This window comes from Pseudomonas sp., assembly GCF_035497915.1.
Taxonomy (GTDB): domain Bacteria; phylum Pseudomonadota; class Gammaproteobacteria; order Pseudomonadales; family Pseudomonadaceae; genus Serpens.
This window is the reverse complement of record NZ_DATJCS010000010.1, coordinates 1-15972: the sequence shown is the minus strand read 5'-3', so window position 1 is coordinate 15972 and position 15972 is coordinate 1. Positions and strand designations below refer to the sequence as shown.

Here is a 15972-nt window from a genome sequence, read left to right as displayed (position 1 = left end):
GCGGCAATCGCAAGAATGGACCACCGGTGCTGGCAAAAAGCCTTTAGGTGGACCAGAATATTTACGCCTTGCTGTGAATGTGCAGGAAGTCACAACTTCCGTGCGGATATAAATGAAGTTTGTTGATGAACTTTAAAACTCTGCCATGGTCAAACCGTGCGGTTTTAAGTCTTCAACATTCATTCCTAGAACTAGATCGGTGATCCATATGCGTCCCATGAAACAGGCCATCTATTCCAGCCGTACCGCTGACAAGTTCGTCGTGCGTTTGCCCGACGGCATGCGCGATCGCATCGCCGAAGTGGCCCGCAATCATCACCGCAGCATGAACTCCGAGATCATCGCCCGGCTTGAGCAGAGCATGCAGCAGGAAGCCTCGCTGGGCGACGATCTGGCGCTGCGCCTGGACAGTCCCGAGCTGACCCTGAGCGAGCGTGAACTGCTGCAGTGTTTCCGCCAGCTGACCCGTCGCCAGCAGAACGCACTGGTTGCGCTGATTGCCAACGACATGGAAATGGCCGGTTCGCAAACGCATTGAGCGGCAAACTTCCCTCCAATAAAAAACCGGCCCCATGGCCGGTTTTTTATTGCCTGTCCGCTACATGAGGAACAGCGTCGCCAGACCAAGGAAGATGAAGAAACCGCCACTGTCGGTCACCGCGGTAATCATCACGCTGGCCCCCATCGCCGGGTCGCGCCCCATGCGCGCCAGGGTGATCGGGATCAGCACACCCATCAATGCCGCCAGCAGCAGGTTGAGGGTCATCGCCGCCGTCATCACCAGGCCCAGCGACCAGCTGTCGTATAGCCACCAGGCCACCGCGCCGATCACCCCACCCCACAGCAGGCCATTGGCCAGGCCAACGCCCAGCTCCTTGCGCAACAGCCAGGCGGCGTTGCCGGAACCGAGCTGATCGAGGGCCATGGCCCGCACGATCATGGTGATGGTCTGGTTGCCCGAGTTGCCACCGATGCCCGCCACGATGGGCATCAGGGCGGCCAGCGCCACCAACTTCTCGATGGCGCCGTCGAACAGGCCGATGACCCGCGAGGCGATGAAGGCGGTCACCAGGTTCACCGCCAGCCAGGCCCAGCGGTTGCGCACCGATTTCCACACCGAGGCGAAGATGTCCTCCTCCTCGCGCAGACCGGCCATGTTGAGGACTTCGCTTTCGCTCTCCTCACGGATCAGGTCGACCATCTCGTCGATGGTCAGACGGCCGATCAGCTTGCCCGCCTTGTCCACCACCGGGGCGGATACCAGGTCGTAGCGCTCGAACGCCTGGGCGGCATCGTAGGCATCCTCGTCCGGATTAAAGGTTACCGGATCATCGGACATCACCTCGCCCACCTGGCGCTCCGGGTCGCTGACCAGCAGGCGCTTGAGCGGCAATACGCCCGTCAGCACGCCGTCCTGATCGACCACGAACAACTTGTCGGTATGCCCGGGCAGCTCCTTGAGGCGGCGCAGGTAACGCAGCACCACTTCCAGGCTGACGTCCTCGCGGATGGTGACCATCTCGAAGTCCATCAGCGCGCCGACCTGATCCTCCTCGTACGAGAGCACCGAGCGCATGCGCTCGCGCTGCTGCGCGTCGAGGTTTTCCATCAGCTCGTAGACCACGTCGCGCGGCAGTTCCGGCGCCAGGTCGGCCAGCTCGTCGACGTCCATTTCCTTGGCGGCGGCGAGCAGCTCGTGGTCTTCCATGTCGGCGATCAGGGTTTCCCGGACCGCGTCGGACACTTCGAGGAGGATGTCGCCGTCGCGCTCGGCCTTGACCAGTTGCCAGACGGTCAGGCGCTCATCGAGCGGCAGGGCTTCGAGGATGTAGGCGATATCCGCCGGGTGCAGCTCATCGAGTTTGCGCTGCAGCTCCGTCAGGTTCTGACGGCGCACCAGATCGTCGATGACCTCCTGATTGGAGGCTTCCTGACGATGGGCCAGGGTTTCGACCAGGCGATGCCGGTGCAGCAGATCGACTACCTGTGCCAGGCGGTCTTGCAGGCTGTCCTGGGTTTTCTTGACTTCTACTTCGGTCATTGACGCACTCCACCCCCACTGGCGGAGCGCGCCGAAGGGGCCTTAGTCCATACGCGACAGGGCGAACGAGATTACGGATAAGTAACTACTGGGTAAGTCCATGGTGGGCCGATTTCCAGAACCCCTTCGGGGCGGAGCCGGGGATGATAGCACTGCCTCAGGCCGCCGCGCTCGATGGAAGTTCGACGGAGCCAGCAAAAAGTCAGGTCATTCACCGGATGCGTTTTGCGACGCGCCGATTGCGCACCAGGACACATGCCACGCCGCAAGAATCCACCTGCCGACTACACTCGGCTCGCCAAAAACGAAGGAGCAGGAATCATGCAGGGATTGCATGCAGTGATGACGGGAGCGCTACTGTTGATCGGCCTGCCGCTGACCAGCCAGGGCGCGGACTATTACCGCTGCCTTGATGAGCAGGGCCGCGTGAGCTTTTCCGACCAGAGCTGCCTGAACGGCGAAAGGCTGCGCCTGGGGCCGGCAAACGGCCTGCCAGCACCCGCCGCCGCCCGGCAGTCGACAAGCGTGGCGGGCCGGGTGAGCGGCCAGGAGCAGACATCGCCCTGCGGCGACCTGCTGGACCCACGCGAGCGCCGCACCGCGCAGATCCGCCGGGAGATCCGCGCCGGCATGAGCCGCAGCGAGATCGAAAGTGCGCTCGGCAAGCCCGAGAAGATCAGCCGCCACGACGGCCAGACGCGTTATCAGTACCGCGACAAGCAGGGCGGATTGCGCACCGTGCGCTTCGATGAGCACGGCTGCGTGAAGGTGGGGAGCTGAAAAAGCAAAAAGCCCGCATCGCTGCGGGCTTTTCAATGTGGCGGACTCAGGAGGATTCGAACCTCCGACCGCTCGGTTCGTAGCCGAGTACTCTATCCAGCTGAGCTATGAGTCCGTGGGGTGCTTGACGACCAGATCACCGCTGGCTTGACGCACACCTGATCACCGCAAGGGCCATCGGGTGGAAGATGGCGGACTCAGGAGGATTCGAACCTCCGACCGCTCGGTTCGTAGCCGAGTACTCTATCCAGCTGAGCTATGAGTCCGTATCGGTGCTTGATGAACCAGATCACCGCTGGCTTGCCGCATACCTGATCGCCACAGGGGCCATCCGGTTAAAGATGGCGGACTCAGGAGGATTCGAACCTCCGACCGCTCGGTTCGTAGCCGAGTACTCTATCCAGCTGAGCTATGAGTCCGCAGATGGCGGAGAGGGGGGGATTCGAACCCCCGACACCCTTTTGAGGTGTACTCCCTTAGCAGGGGAGCGCCTTCGGCCACTCGGCCACCTCTCCGCAACACGGGGCGCATGATATACAGCTTTACCCCGCTTGCAAAGCCCCAAGTTTGAAAAAACTTAGAAAAATTAGTGGCTTGGTTCCTGGTCCTTTTCTTTCTGGATGCGCTGGTAGATTTCTTCACGGTGCACGGCAACTTCCTTCGGCGCGTTGACGCCAATGCGCACCTGATTGCCCTTCACGCCCAGAACGGTGACGGTGACGTCGTCACCCACCATAAGGGTTTCCCCTACCCGACGGGTCAGAATCAGCATTCCTTTTCTCCTTACATGGATGTTTCGATTCAATCTGCAAAAAATAAAAGGGGCCTCATTCACGCTACGCGTGCAATTGCCCAAATATTGACCAGCCCGCCGAAGACAGTTCCGACCGGCCGGTCAAAAAAGACGGAAGGCGCGATTCACGCGCCTTCCGTGAAACTCAGTTCTTTTCCTGGCTGACCGGCGCATCCAGCTCGAAGGCGGTATGCAGGGCGCGCACCGCCAGCTCCAGATACTTCTCCTCGATGACCACGGAAACCTTGATTTCCGAGGTGGAGATCATCTGGATGTTGATCCCTTCCTTGGCCAGCGCTTCGAACATGCGGCTGGCCACACCGGCGTGGGAGCGCATACCGACACCGACGATGGAGACCTTGGCGATGCTCGGGTCGCCATGCACGACACGGGCGCCGATTTCCTGGGCGGTCTTCTCCAGCGTGCGCAGGGCGTTGTCGTAGTCGACATGGTTGACGGTGAAGGTGAAGTCGGTGGTGTTATCGTGCGCCACGTTCTGCACGATCATGTCCACTTCGATGTTGGCCGCGCTGATCGGGCCGAGGATCTTGAAGGCCACGCCGGGGGTGTCCGGCACGCCGCGGATGGTCAGCTTGGATTCGTCGCGGTTGAAAGCGATGCCGGAAATGATCGGCTGTTCCATGGATTCCTCTTCATCATCGATGGTAATGAGGGTGCCCGGACCCTCCTTGAAGCTGTGCAGGACGCGCAGCGGGACGTTGTACTTGCCGGCGAACTCGACCGAGCGGATCTGCAGCACCTTGGAGCCGAGGCTGGCCATTTCCAGCATTTCCTCGAAGGTGATCTTTTCCAGCCGGCGCGCGCGGGACACCACGCGCGGGTCGGTGGTGTAGACGCCGTCCACATCGGTGTAGATCTGGCATTCGTCGGCCTTCAGCGCGGCGGCCAACGCCACCGCCGTAGTATCCGAACCGCCACGACCCAGCGTGGTGATGTTGCCGTGCTCGTCCACGCCCTGGAAGCCGGCCACCACGACCACGCGCCCGGCCTTGAGGTCGGCACGCAGGCGCTGGTCATCGATCTGCAGGATGCGCGCCTTGGTGTGGGCGCTATCGGTGAGGATGCGCACCTGGCTGCCGGTGTAGGAAATCGCCGGCACGTCGCGCTTGATCAGCGCCATGGCCAGCAGGGCAATGGTCACCTGCTCGCCGGTGGAAACCATTACGTCCAGCTCGCGAGGGACCGGCCGACCATCGGTGATCTGCTTGGCCAGATCGATCAGGCGGTTGGTTTCGCCGCTCATGGCGGACACCACCACGACGATATCGTCGCCCTGCTCGCGGAATTTCTTGATCTTGTCAGCCACCTGCTGGATTCGCTCGACGCTGCCGACAGAGGTGCCGCCAAACTTTTGTACGATCAAAGCCATGTCATCAAACCATCTGAGTCCCTGGGGGCGCCCATCTGACCCCAGCGGGGTCTTGAGAACGGGACAGACCGGACGCGCTGTCTGCCCCGTTGGCTGTCGTTACAGCCCCTGTTCAGCGAAACCGCGAACCAGCGCCAGCGCGGCATCCAGCTGCGCGGCATCGGTGCCGCCGCCTTGCGCCATGTCCGGGCGACCACCGCCCTTGCCGCCGACGGCTGCGGCCGCCTGTTTCATCAAGTCACCGGCCTTCAGCTTGCCGGTCAGGTCCTGGGTGACACCGGCCACCAGCACCACCTTGTCATCCTGCACGCCACCGAGCAGCACCACGGCACTGCCCAGCTTGTTCTTCAACTGATCGACCAGCGCCAGCAGCGCCTTGCCGTCCAGGCCGTCGAGACGCGCGGAGAGCACCTTGGCGCCCTTGATCTCCACGGCCGAGCCGGCCAGGTCGTCGCCGGCGGCGCTGGCCGCCTTGGCCTTGAGCTGCTCCAGCTCCTTCTCCAGCTGGCGGTTGCGCTCCAGCAGGGCTGACAGCTTGTCGAGCACGTTCTCGCGGCTGCCCTTGACCAGCTGCGCGGCTTCCTTGAGCTGCTCCTCGGCACCGTTGAGGTAGGCCAGGGCCAGCTCGCCGGTGACCGCCTCGATACGCCGCACGCCGGCGGCCACACCACCTTCGCTGACGATCTTGAACAGGCCGATGTCGCCGGTGCGCGACACGTGGGTACCGCCGCACAGCTCGACGGAGAAACCGCCGCCCATGGTCAGCACGCGCACCTGATCGCCGTACTTCTCGCCGAACAGCGCCATGGCGCCCTTGGTCTTGGCGGTCTCGATGTCGGTTTCCTCGACGTCGACCACGCTGTTCTTGCGGATCTCGTCGTTCACCAGGGCTTCGAGGGCGCGGATTTCCTCCGGCTTGATGGCCTCGAAGTGGCTGAAGTCGAAGCGCAGGCGCTGGCTGTCCACCAGCGAGCCCTTCTGGCTCACGTGCTCGCCGAGGATCTGACGCAGCGCGGCGTGCAGCAGGTGGGTGGCGGAGTGGTTCAGCGCAGTGGCCTGGCGCACCGAGGCGTCGACCACGGCCTGGACCGCGTCGCCGACCTTCAGGCTGCCGGCATCCAGGATGCCGTGGTGCAGGAAGGCGCCGCCGGCCTTGCGGGTGTCGCGCACATCGAAGCGCACACCATCCAGGCTCAGGTAGCCGCAGTCACCGGCCTGACCGCCGGACTCGGCGTAGAACGGCGTCTGGTCGAGGACGACCACGCCTTCCTCACCCGCGCTCAGGCTGTCGACATTCATGCCTTCCTTGAGCAGCGCCAGCACGGTGCCGGTGCCGGAAGTGCCCTGGTAGCCGGTGAAGCGGGTTTCGCCTTCCACCTTGACCAGGCTGTTGTAATCCAGATCGAAGGCGCTGGCCGAGCGGGCGCGCTCGCGCTGGGCCTGCATCTCGCGCTCGAAGCCCGCCTCGTCGACGCTCAGCTCGCGCTCGCGGGCGATATCGGCGGTCAGGTCGACCGGGAAGCCGTAGGTGTCATACAGCTTGAACACCACTTCGCCCGGAATCACCTTGCCGGTCAGCTCGGCCAGATCCTGCTCGAGGATCTTCAGGCCCTGCTCCAGGGTCTTGGCGAACTGTTCTTCCTCGTTCTTCAGCACGCGTTCGATGTGCGCCTGCTGCTGGCGTAGCTCCGGATAGGCCTCGCCCATCTCGCTGGCCAGCGCGGCGACGATCTTGTGGAAGAAGGTGCCCCTGGCGCCCAGCTTGTTGCCGTGACGGCAGGCGCGACGAATGATGCGGCGCAGCACGTAGCCACGGCCTTCGTTGGACGGCGTCACGCCGTCGGCGATCAGGAAGCCGCAGGAACGGATGTGGTCGGCCACCACCTTGAGCGAGGCCTGGCCTTCGTTGGCGCAACCGATCGCCTGGGCGGCGGCGTTGAGCAGGCGCTGGAACAGGTCGATCTCGTAGTTCGAGTTGACGTGCTGCAGCACGGCGCTGATGCGTTCCAGGCCCATGCCGGTGTCCACGCTCGGCGCCGGCAGCGGGTGCAGCACGCCGTCCGCGGTGCGGTTGAACTGCATGAACACGTTGTTCCAGATTTCGATGTAGCGGTCGCCGTCTTCTTCCGGCGAACCGGGCGGGCCGCCCCAGATGTGCTCGCCGTGGTCGAAGAAGATCTCGGTGCACGGACCGCACGGGCCGGTGTCACCCATCGCCCAGAAGTTGTCCGAAGCGTAGGGAGCGCCTTTGTTGTCGCCGATGCGCACCATGCGCTCGACCGGCACGCCGACTTCCTTGGTCCAAATGTCGAAGGCTTCGTCGTCGCTGGCGTAGACGGTGACCCAGAGCTTTTCCTTGGGCAGGTTCAGCCACTTCTCGGCGGTGAGGAATTCCCAGGCGTAATGGATGGCATCGCGCTTGAAATAGTCGCCGAAGCTGAAGTTGCCCAGCATCTCGAAGAAGGTGTGGTGGCGCGCGGTGTAGCCGACGTTCTCCAGGTCGTTGTGCTTGCCGCCGGCACGCACGCACTTCTGGCTAGTGGTGGCACGGGTGTAGGCGCGCTTTTCCAGGCCGAGGAAGCAGTCCTTGAACTGGTTCATGCCGGCGTTGGTGAACAGCAGCGTCGGGTCGTTCGCCGGAATCAGCGAACTGGAGGCCACACGGGTGTGCCCCTTCTCTTCGAAGAAGCTCAGGAAGGCTTCACGGATTTCTGCGCTTTTCATAGATTCATCCGAGGGAAAAACGGCTAACGGCCAGCCACCACGGGACTGACGGCAAAGGGCGGCATTATATAGGCCCGGACCACGCCCTGCAGGGGTTTATGCGATTGGCAAGGGCTATCGCAGCCGCTGAAATCGTTAATGATCGTGACCGCAGTCGGGGCCATGTACATGGCCGTCTTCGTCATCGCCCATCGGCTCCATTTCCAGCTGGATGCCCACCAGATTGCTGGCCAGCGGACGCAGCACCAGATTGGCGTACTCGCTGTCGCCTTCCTCGGTATCCACGCCGATCAGCAGCTGGCCGCTGCCATCCTGCTGGATCCACACTTCGCGACCCTGCCAGAGCACCGCGAAGCGCTCGCAGGCGGTCGATTGCTGCTTGCCATCGGCATCTTCAAGGATCAATTGCAGGGATTGGCTCATGACCGGACTCCTCGGGAAAAAGAAAAGCCCGAAGGCGGCTCGGCACGCTTCGGGCATCGGAACAAACGTATGGACTTACAAAGGCACGGCCTGCGGGCGCAACGGCACGGCACGCACCTGGGCGCCGGGCTGCAACTGCAAGCGCGCGGCGGTCTGCGGATCGACCACCAGCGAACCGGCGGCCATGCGGGCCGGACCGACCGTCACGCGGCAGTCCTCGCGCTTGCGGTTGTGAATCAGGTAATCCACGGCATCGTCGCCCGGCGTACCCACCGCCAGCACCGCCAGTCGGCTGTCACGCACCGCACGGATGCGATCGGTCTCGCACTCCAGCGCCGGGCCACCATCGAAGATGTCCACGTAGCCCTGGTAGCGGAAGCCTTCGCTCTTGAGCATGGTCAGCGCCGGCTCGCTCTCGGCGTGCACCTGACCGAGCACCGCGCGCGCCTCCTCGGTGAGGAAACAGGTGTACAGCGGAAACTTGGGCATCAGCTGGGCAATGAACGCCTTGTCGCCGACGCCGGTCAGGTAATCGGCGCGGTTGAAGTCCATCTTGAAGAAGTGCCGGCCGAGGCTGTCCCAGAACGGCGAACGCCCCTGCGCGTCGGAAATGCCCCGCATCTCGGCGATCACCCGGTCGGCAAACAGCGTACGGAACTCGGCCAGGAACAGCAGGCGCGCGCGGGACAGCAGACGGCCCAGCAGGCCGCGACGGTAATCGGCGTGCAGGAACAGCGAGCACATCTCGGTGCTGCCGGTCAGGTCGTTGGCCAGGAACAGGGTGGGAATCTCGCGGTGGATACGCGGTTCCAGCGAGGCGCAGACCATCAGTCCCAGGCGGTAGTTGTACCAGGGCTGGCGCAGCCCGACCGCGCCGGTCATGGCGGAGATGCCCACCACCTTGCCGTCGTCGCTTTCCAGCACGAACAGGTAATCGGCGTCGGCCCGCTCGGCCTCGCCGCGAAAGCTCAGTTCGGCCCAGCGCACCCGCTGTGCCATGCGCTCCTCGCTGGCCGGCAGCGAGGTCAGGCCTGAGCCGGCGTTGCGCGTCAGCTCAATCAGAGCGGACAGGTCCGTGTTGCGCACGGGACGAACGATCATGCTTCCTCCGCCAGCCCGACGAATTTCAGGGCCATGTTCATAACGCCACCAGCCGCACGCTGGCGCCTTCGCCGACGCCCAGCGCCTCGGCGGTGGCGCGGTCGAGGCACAGCGGCAGCCCCGGCTCCCAGTCCAGCTCGACCAGCAGCGCGCGGAAGTCCTGCAGCAGGCCGTTGGCGATCAGCCAGGTGCGACCACCCTGCGCCGCCGGCGCGTCGTTCAGCTGCACCGCCAGTTGCTGGCTGTGCACGATGGAGCGAATCGCCGAAGTGCGCGCATGCAGGGTCGGGCCGCCGTCGAAGATGTCGATGTAATGCTCGGTCTCGAAGCCTTCGCGGGTGAGGATGTCGAAGGAGGCCTGGGCGTCGGGATTGACCTCGCCCATCGCCTCCTGGGCCTCGTCGGACAGCAGTGGCACGTAAATGGGGTAATGGGGCATCAGCTCGGCCAGGAAGCTGCGGCTCTTCACGCCGGACAGGTGCTCGGCCTCGGCGTAGCTCATGCCGAAGAAGTGGCGGCCCACGCCATCCCAGAACGGCGAATCGCCCTGGGCGTCGCTGATGCCGAGGATGTCGACCACCATCGAGTCGGCGAAGCGCTCCGGATGATCGGCGACGAACAGCAGGCGACCCCGGGAGATCAGCTCGTCGGCCGGCGGAGCCGCCTTGTCGGCCTCGACGAAGAAGCTGTCGAGCAGGCTGTTGCCGGTCAGGTCATGGCACAGCGACAGGGCGTGGGTCTTGTTGTGGATGTTCAGCTCACGCGAGACATGCACGAACGTCTCGTTGCGAAAGCTGTAGAAGGGTTCCGTATAGCCGGCCGAGGCCACCAGCCCGGAGCAGCCGACCAGTCCGCTCCGCTCGGTATCCTCCAGCACGAAGAAATAGGTTTCTTCGCCGTTGAACGCCACCTCGGCGGCGAACGAGGCCTCCGAGGCGAGGATCTTCTCGCGCAGGCGATCGGCGGAGTCCGGCAGCGAGGTGACACCCACCGGGCTGATCGCGGCCAGGCGCTGTACTTCGGCCAGGTCGGAAAGTTGCGCGGGACGCATCACCAGCATGCTCAAAGTCCTCCGCCCGTACTCAGCCCTGGGCGACCAGGCGGGCCACGGCGCGCTCGAAGCGCTGCAGACCCTCGTCGATATCCGCCTCGTCGATCACCAGGCTGGGCGCGAAACGCACCACGTCCGGACCGGCCTGCAGCACCATCAGCGCTTCCTTCTCGGCGGCCGCCAGCACCTGGCCGGCCTTGCCCAGCCACGGCTCGCTCAGCTGCGCACCGATCAGCAGGCCGCGACCACGGACCTCGGAGAAGAGGCCGTACTGCTCGCCGAGGCGCTGCAGACGCGCCCTGAAGATCTCGTGGCGCGCCTTCACGCCGTTCAGCACCTCGGGGGTGTTGACGACTTCGATCAGGGCGTCGGCCACCGCGCAACCCAGCGGGTTGCCGCCATAGGTGGTGCCATGCACGCCCACCGAGAAATGCGCGGCCAGCGCGCTGGTGGTCAGCATCGCCGCGATCGGGAAACCGCCGCCGATGCCCTTGGCACTGGTCAGGATGTCCGGCACCACGCCGTGATGCATGTAGGCATACAGATCGCCGGTCCGACCGACACCGGTCTGCACCTCGTCGAAGATCAGCAGCGCGTTGTGCTTGTCGCACAGCGCGCGCACGCCTTCCAGGTAGGCCTGGTCGGCCGGGCGAATGCCGCTCTCGCCCTGGATCGGCTCGAGCACCACCGCGCAGGTGCGGTCGGAGATGACCGCTTCCAGCGCGGCCAGGTCGTTGTAGGTCACATGGGTGATGCCCTGCGGCTTGGGCCCGAAGCCGTCGGAATACTTGGTCTGCCCGGCCACGCTCACGGTGAAGAAGGTCCGGCCGTGGAAGCTGTTGTAGGCCGAGATGATCTCGTGCTTGTCCTCGCTGAAACGGTCGTGGGCCACGCGACGGGCCAGCTTGAAGGCCGCCTCGTTGGCTTCGGCGCCGGAGTTGCAGAAGAACACGCGCTCGGCAAAGGTCGCGTCCACCAGGCGCTTGGCCAGCCGCAGGGTCGGCTCGTTGGTGAACACGTTGGAGATGTGCCAGAGCTTGTTGGCCTGCTCGGTCAGCGCCTCCACCAGCCGCGGATGGCAGTGACCCAGGGCGTTGACCGCGATGCCGCCGGCGAAGTCCACCAGTTCTCGACCGCTCTGATCCCAGACTCGCGAGCCCAGGCCGCGCACCGGAATGAAGGGCGCGGGGGCGTAGTTGGGAACCATGAACTGATCGAAATCGGCGCGCTGAATCGGCGCGGGCTTAGCGGACATCGGAGCATCTCCTGCCATGTCTGGCCATCTGAAAGGGAGTGGAAGCATGTGCTCGACGGGCCGAACGGCCCGGGAAGCGCAGTTTATACACTGTGGCAGCGGGGGAAAGCCTGCCGCGGCATTTTTCTCGGTGGTTCTAGGCCGTCGTGGTCGTCTCCTGGCCCCCGCCGCTGCGGTGCTGGTTGCGGTCCTCGCGCGGGGTGGTGCCGAAGAAGTTGCGATAGGCGCTGGAAAAGTGCGGACCCGAGGAGAAACCGCAGGACAGCCCGATCTGGATGATCGACTTGCTGGTCTGCATGAGCATCTGCCGGGCCTTGTTCAGGCGCAGCTCCAGGTAGTACTGGCTGGGCACCCGGTTCAGGTACTGCTTGAAGATCCGCTCCAGCTGACGGCGCGACACGCAGACGTGTTGGGCGATCTCGTCGGTGGTCAGCGGCTCCTCGATGTTGGCCTCCATCAGCATCACCGCCTGGGTCAGCTTGGGATGGCTGGCGCCGATGCGGTTCTGCAGCGGCACGCGCTGGCGCTCGTTGCCCTCGCGGATGCGCTCGACCACCAGTTCCTCGCTGACCGCGCCGGCCAGTTCCGCACCGTGATCGCGACCGAGCATGGCCAGCAGCAGGTCGAGCACCGCCAGGCCGCCACAGGCGCTCAGCCGGTCACGGTCCCATTCGAACAGGTGGCTGGTGACGATGGCCTTGGGAAAGCGTTCGGTGAAGTCGTCCTGCCAGCGCCAGTGCACCGCGCTGCGGTAGCCATCCAGCAGGCCCAGCATGGCCAGCGGGTAGACCCCGGCGGACAGGCCGACCAGCGTGCAACCCTGCCGGGCCAGCTGGCGCAGGGCCGCAGCCAAGGGCGGCGCGATGCTCTGCGGCGGTTCGTCGGCCAGCAGGAACAGCCGGCTCATGCCTTCCAGGCGCTCGTCCCACAGGCCGCCGGGCAGGCGCCAGGAGGCGTCGCCGCCCTCCTCGTCCTCAACCTTGAAGAACTGCAGGTCGTAGGCCGCCTCGGGATGGATGCGCCGCGCCACGCGCAGGGCTTCGTCGGCCAGGGCCAGCGTGATAGCCCGGGTGCCGGGCCAGACAAGAAAACCAATGGTGGGGACAGTCATTGCGGCTGGCTGGTGTCCAGTACGGACGCATCCTGTGGCCCGGAGGAAAAGTGCGCATTCTAGGCCGCCACGCACAGGAAGTCTCGCGGCTTTCGTAACCGCACGACACACCTGGCGTGGCTGTCGCCGCGCGGCGGGCCACTCAGCCCGCTCGCAGCTCCCGATGGCGGTCCACCAGTTGCCGCACCACCGAGGGGTCGGCCAGGGTCGAGGTGTCGCCCAGACTGTCGTAGTCACCGGTGGCGATCTTGCGCAGGATGCGGCGCATGATCTTGCCCGAGCGGGTCTTCGGCAGCCCGGGCGCCCACTGGATCACGTCCGGCACGGCGATCGGCCCGATCTCGTGACGCACCCACTGGCGCAGCTCCTCCTGCAGCGCGTCGGAACTGTCCACTCCGGCCATCAGGGTGACATAGACGTAAATCCCCTGGCCCTTGATGTCATGGGGCACGCCAACCGCCGCCGCCTCGGCCACCTTGGGGTGCGCCACCAGCGCGCTTTCGATCTCGGCGGTGCCCAGGCGGTGGCCGGACACGTTCAGCACATCGTCCACCCGGCCGGTGATCCAGTAGTAGCCATCCTCGTCGCGGCGCGCGCCATCGCCGGTGAAGTACATGCCCTTGTAGGTCTTGAAGTAGGTGTCCACGAAGCGGTCGTGGTCGCCGAAGATCGTGCGCATCTGGCCGGGCCAGGAATCGAGGATCACCAGGTTGCCCTCGGCCGGCCCTTCCAGCAGGTTGCCCTGGTTGTCGACGATACCCGGCACCACGCCGAAGAACGGCCGGGTCGCCGAACCGGGCTTCAGCGCCGTGGCGCCCGGCAGCGGGGTGATGAGAATGCCGCCGGTCTCGGTCTGCCACCAGGTGTCGACGATCGGGCAGCGCGAGCGGCCGACGGTTTCGTAGTACCAGTGCCAGGCCTCCGGGTTGATCGGCTCGCCCACCGAGCCGAGCAGGCGCAGGCTGGAACCGTCGGCGCCCTCCATCACCGCCCGGCCCTGGGCCATCAGCGCGCGGATCGCGGTGGGCGCCGTGTAGAGGATGTTGACCTTGTGCCGGTCGATGATCCCGGCCACGCGGGTGACATCCGGGTAGTTGGGCACGCCCTCGTACATCAGCGTGGTGGCGGCGTTGGCCAGCGGCCCGTAGATGATGTAGCTGTGCCCGGTGACCCAGCCGATGTCGGCGGTGCACCAGTAGATTTCGCCGGGTCGGTAGTCGAACACCCGCTCGTGGGTCAGCGCCGCGAACAGCAGGTAGCCGCCGCTGGTGTGCAGCACGCCCTTGGGCTTGCCGGTGGAGCCGGAGGTGTAGAGCACGAACAGCGGATCCTCGGCGGACATCTCCTTGGGCTCGCAGTAATCGCCAGCCACCTTCATCAGGTCCTCGTACCAGACGTCGCGATGGGCGTGCCAGGGAATCTTCCCACCGGTGCGCCGTACCACGATCACCTTGCGCACGCTGTCGGTTTCCGGATGGGTCAGCGCCTCGTCGACATTGGTCTTCAGCGGCAGATGGCGGCCGCCGCGCAGCGCCTCGTCGGCGGTGATCACCACCTTGGAGCGGCAATCGATGATGCGCCCGGCCAGCGCCTCGGGCGAGAAGCCACCGAACACCACCGAATGCACCGCGCCGATGCGCGCGCAGGCCAGCATGGCCACCGCCGCCTCGGGAATCATCGGCATGTAAATGGTCACCAGGTCGCCGCGATGCACATCCTGGCCGCGCAGGGCATTGGCAAAGCGGTTCACCTCCTCGTACAGCTCGCGGTAGGTGATGTGACGGACGTCGCCGGGCTCGTCGCCCTCCCAGATGATCGCCACCCGGTCGCCCTGCTCGGCCAGGTGGCGGTCCAGGCAGTTGGCGGAGACATTCAGGGTGCCGTCGGCGAACCACTTGATGTCCACGTGGTGGTCGTCGAAGGAGGTCTGCTTGACGTGGGTGAACGGGCGGATCCAGTCCAGGCGCTGGGCCTGCTCGCGCCAGAAGCCGTCGGGGTTGATCACCGACTGTTGGTACAGGGCCTTGTAGGTGGCCTCGTCGGTCAGGGTGCGGGCGGCCTGCTCGGGGGTGACCGGGTAAAGGGACGCGGCGGCCATGGCGGTTCCTCTTCTTCGTCGTGGTGATGGCGATCGCGCGGCCGATAGATCCCGGACTCGGCTGCGGAAAGGAAGCGGATTCGCCAAGGAGCATAGACCCCGAAACGTGACGGGGCCGACAGCGGCGCTTTAGCTGGCAGGCACCCCACTCCCATGTTCATCACATTCTGTCCATTTCCCGCACACCATTGAGCACGTAGCAGCCTGCAGGGTCGTTGGCGGCGCTGGCTGCCATGGACAGAACCAGCAGCAAACAGCCCAGCAGGCGCTTACCAGGAGCCATAGGGAATGCCGTGCTTTTCGATATAGGCCTTGGCGGCGGGCTCCAACGGTCGGTGCTTGCCTCCTGAACGCCCTCCATACGGCCCCAGCGGTTCGATTTCGGCTTGGGCGCGGAGGATTTCAGTGGCTGGGAAGCAGGCGCCGTTCACCCAGAGCTTGACGATGCCACCAGGCGCCAGGCCGATGGTGATGGCGTTGCGGTAACGGACACCCCAACCCGATATCGGACATTCGACCCTTTCCGGCTTCAGCATCAGCTCGCGTGCTTCGGCGGGAATACTAAGGGTGACGCGGTAGGTTTGAGGCTCAACCAGCGATTGCCAGCGGATATGGATACGCTCAGGCAGATCCAGTTGGCTGAGATGACGCCCCGCGCCAAAACCAAGGGACTTTGGCCATCCCGCCGGCTTACCCGAACCGTTTTCGGGCTGTCGGATGGAAGCAAGGCCCGTTACAGCGCCTCGGGAAGTGATTCCACGCACATCGGTGACATCTGTAGTTTCTATCCAGACATCCATATAGTCGGGCGCGAAGTAGCCCAGGTACCAGTCATCAAAGGGCAGTTCAGGCTGACGTAGGTAGCAGGCCTGGTACTCACCCATGTCGCGCAGCAGGCAGGCGCCATCGAGGGTCAGGCGGGTGTCATTAATCAACTCGGCGATTTCGGGATGGCCCTGAGCGCCCTGCAAGATAAGGGTCTCGCCCTGCCGCTGCCAGCGGCCCTGCACTCGCCCCTCGATATTGCCGTAGGCCAGGCTGGCCGCAAACGTGCCGTCGCTTCAGATAAGCAGCGCCGAGTCCATTTCTCGCACGCCATTGAGCACGTAGCGGCCGGCGGGGTCGATATCGCTGGCGGCGTTGGCTGCCAGGGACAGAACCAGCAGCAAACAGCCCAGCAGACGCTTACCAGGAGCCATAGGGAA

General features: G+C 64.7%; 13 protein-coding genes and 4 tRNA genes. 2 read left to right on the top strand and 15 right to left on the bottom strand.

Features of this window, described 5'->3' with window-relative positions; all coding sequences use genetic code 11:
* Positions 1 to 208 precede the first annotated feature (208 nt).
* A complete protein-coding gene (locus VL129_RS02975) occupies positions 209 to 538 on the top strand; it encodes an Arc family DNA-binding protein (RefSeq protein ID WP_325409918.1) in 330 nt (109 codons plus the stop codon).
* Between the two features lie 60 nt (positions 539 to 598).
* Here VL129_RS02975 and mgtE read toward each other — a convergent pair whose 3' ends face one another.
* Positions 599 to 2041: a magnesium transporter gene (gene mgtE, locus VL129_RS02970; RefSeq protein WP_325409916.1), complete on the bottom strand. Its 1443-nt coding sequence runs from the start codon at positions 2039 to 2041 to the stop codon at positions 599 to 601.
* Positions 2042 to 2362: 321 nt separating this feature from the next.
* On the opposite strand from mgtE, the gene VL129_RS02965 reads away from it, so the two are divergent.
* Positions 2363 to 2821 (top strand): DUF4124 domain-containing protein, encoded by a 459-nt coding sequence (locus VL129_RS02965; protein WP_325409914.1) that lies wholly within the window; start codon positions 2363 to 2365, stop codon positions 2819 to 2821.
* A 38-nt stretch (positions 2822 to 2859) separates the two neighbouring features.
* Here the strand turns inward: VL129_RS02965 and VL129_RS02960 are convergent.
* The 14 genes from VL129_RS02960 to VL129_RS02895 all read right to left on the bottom strand — a co-directional run bounded on the left by VL129_RS02960 (position 2860) and on the right by VL129_RS02895 (position 15777).
* Positions 2860 to 2936: transfer RNA gene (locus VL129_RS02960), tRNA-Arg, on the bottom strand.
* A 74-nt stretch (positions 2937 to 3010) separates the two neighbouring features.
* Positions 3011 to 3087 (bottom strand) — tRNA-Arg (locus VL129_RS02955).
* Between the two features lie 76 nt (positions 3088 to 3163).
* Positions 3164 to 3240: transfer RNA gene (locus tag VL129_RS02950), tRNA-Arg, on the bottom strand.
* Positions 3241 to 3245: 5 nt separating this feature from the next.
* Positions 3246 to 3336, bottom strand: a tRNA-Ser gene (locus VL129_RS02945).
* Between the two features lie 71 nt (positions 3337 to 3407).
* Complete coding sequence (csrA, locus tag VL129_RS02940; protein WP_003283978.1) at positions 3408 to 3593, bottom strand: carbon storage regulator CsrA; 186 nt, start codon at positions 3591 to 3593, stop codon at positions 3408 to 3410.
* Positions 3594 to 3759: 166 nt separating this feature from the next.
* Positions 3760 to 5004, bottom strand: coding sequence for an aspartate kinase (locus tag VL129_RS02935; protein WP_325409896.1), 1245 nt, complete (start codon positions 5002 to 5004; stop codon positions 3760 to 3762).
* Positions 5005 to 5103: 99 nt separating this feature from the next.
* On the bottom strand, positions 5104 to 7728 hold the full coding sequence (gene alaS / locus VL129_RS02930; RefSeq protein WP_325409894.1) for an alanine--tRNA ligase: 2625 nt from the start codon (positions 7726 to 7728) through the stop codon (positions 5104 to 5106).
* Between the two features lie 135 nt (positions 7729 to 7863).
* Positions 7864 to 8151, bottom strand: a complete 288-nt coding sequence (locus tag VL129_RS02925) for a topoisomerase II (RefSeq protein WP_325409892.1) — start codon at positions 8149 to 8151, stop codon at positions 7864 to 7866.
* Between the two features lie 75 nt (positions 8152 to 8226).
* Positions 8227 to 9252: an arginine N-succinyltransferase gene (gene astA, locus VL129_RS02920; protein ID WP_325409890.1), complete on the bottom strand. Its 1026-nt coding sequence runs from the start codon at positions 9250 to 9252 to the stop codon at positions 8227 to 8229.
* Positions 9253 to 9289: 37 nt separating this feature from the next.
* The gene (gene aruF, locus VL129_RS02915; protein WP_325409888.1) at positions 9290 to 10312 is read right to left on the bottom strand and encodes an arginine/ornithine succinyltransferase subunit alpha; all 1023 of its coding nucleotides are present in this window, start codon (positions 10310 to 10312) and stop codon (positions 9290 to 9292) included.
* 22 nt (positions 10313 to 10334) lie between these two features.
* Positions 10335 to 11558 carry an aspartate aminotransferase family protein gene (locus tag VL129_RS02910; protein ID WP_325409886.1) on the bottom strand — a complete coding sequence of 408 codons (1224 nt, stop codon included), beginning with the start codon at positions 11556 to 11558 and terminating at the stop codon, positions 10335 to 10337.
* A 136-nt stretch (positions 11559 to 11694) separates the two neighbouring features.
* Complete coding sequence (locus tag VL129_RS02905; protein ID WP_325409884.1) at positions 11695 to 12669, bottom strand: GlxA family transcriptional regulator; 975 nt, start codon at positions 12667 to 12669, stop codon at positions 11695 to 11697.
* Positions 12670 to 12811: 142 nt separating this feature from the next.
* On the bottom strand, positions 12812 to 14767 hold the full coding sequence (acs, locus tag VL129_RS02900; RefSeq protein WP_325409882.1) for an acetate--CoA ligase: 1956 nt from the start codon (positions 14765 to 14767) through the stop codon (positions 12812 to 12814).
* 269 nt (positions 14768 to 15036) lie between these two features.
* Positions 15037 to 15777, bottom strand: coding sequence for a DUF2931 family protein (locus tag VL129_RS02895; protein WP_325409880.1), 741 nt, complete (start codon positions 15775 to 15777; stop codon positions 15037 to 15039).
* Positions 15778 to 15972: the final 195 nt, after the last annotated feature.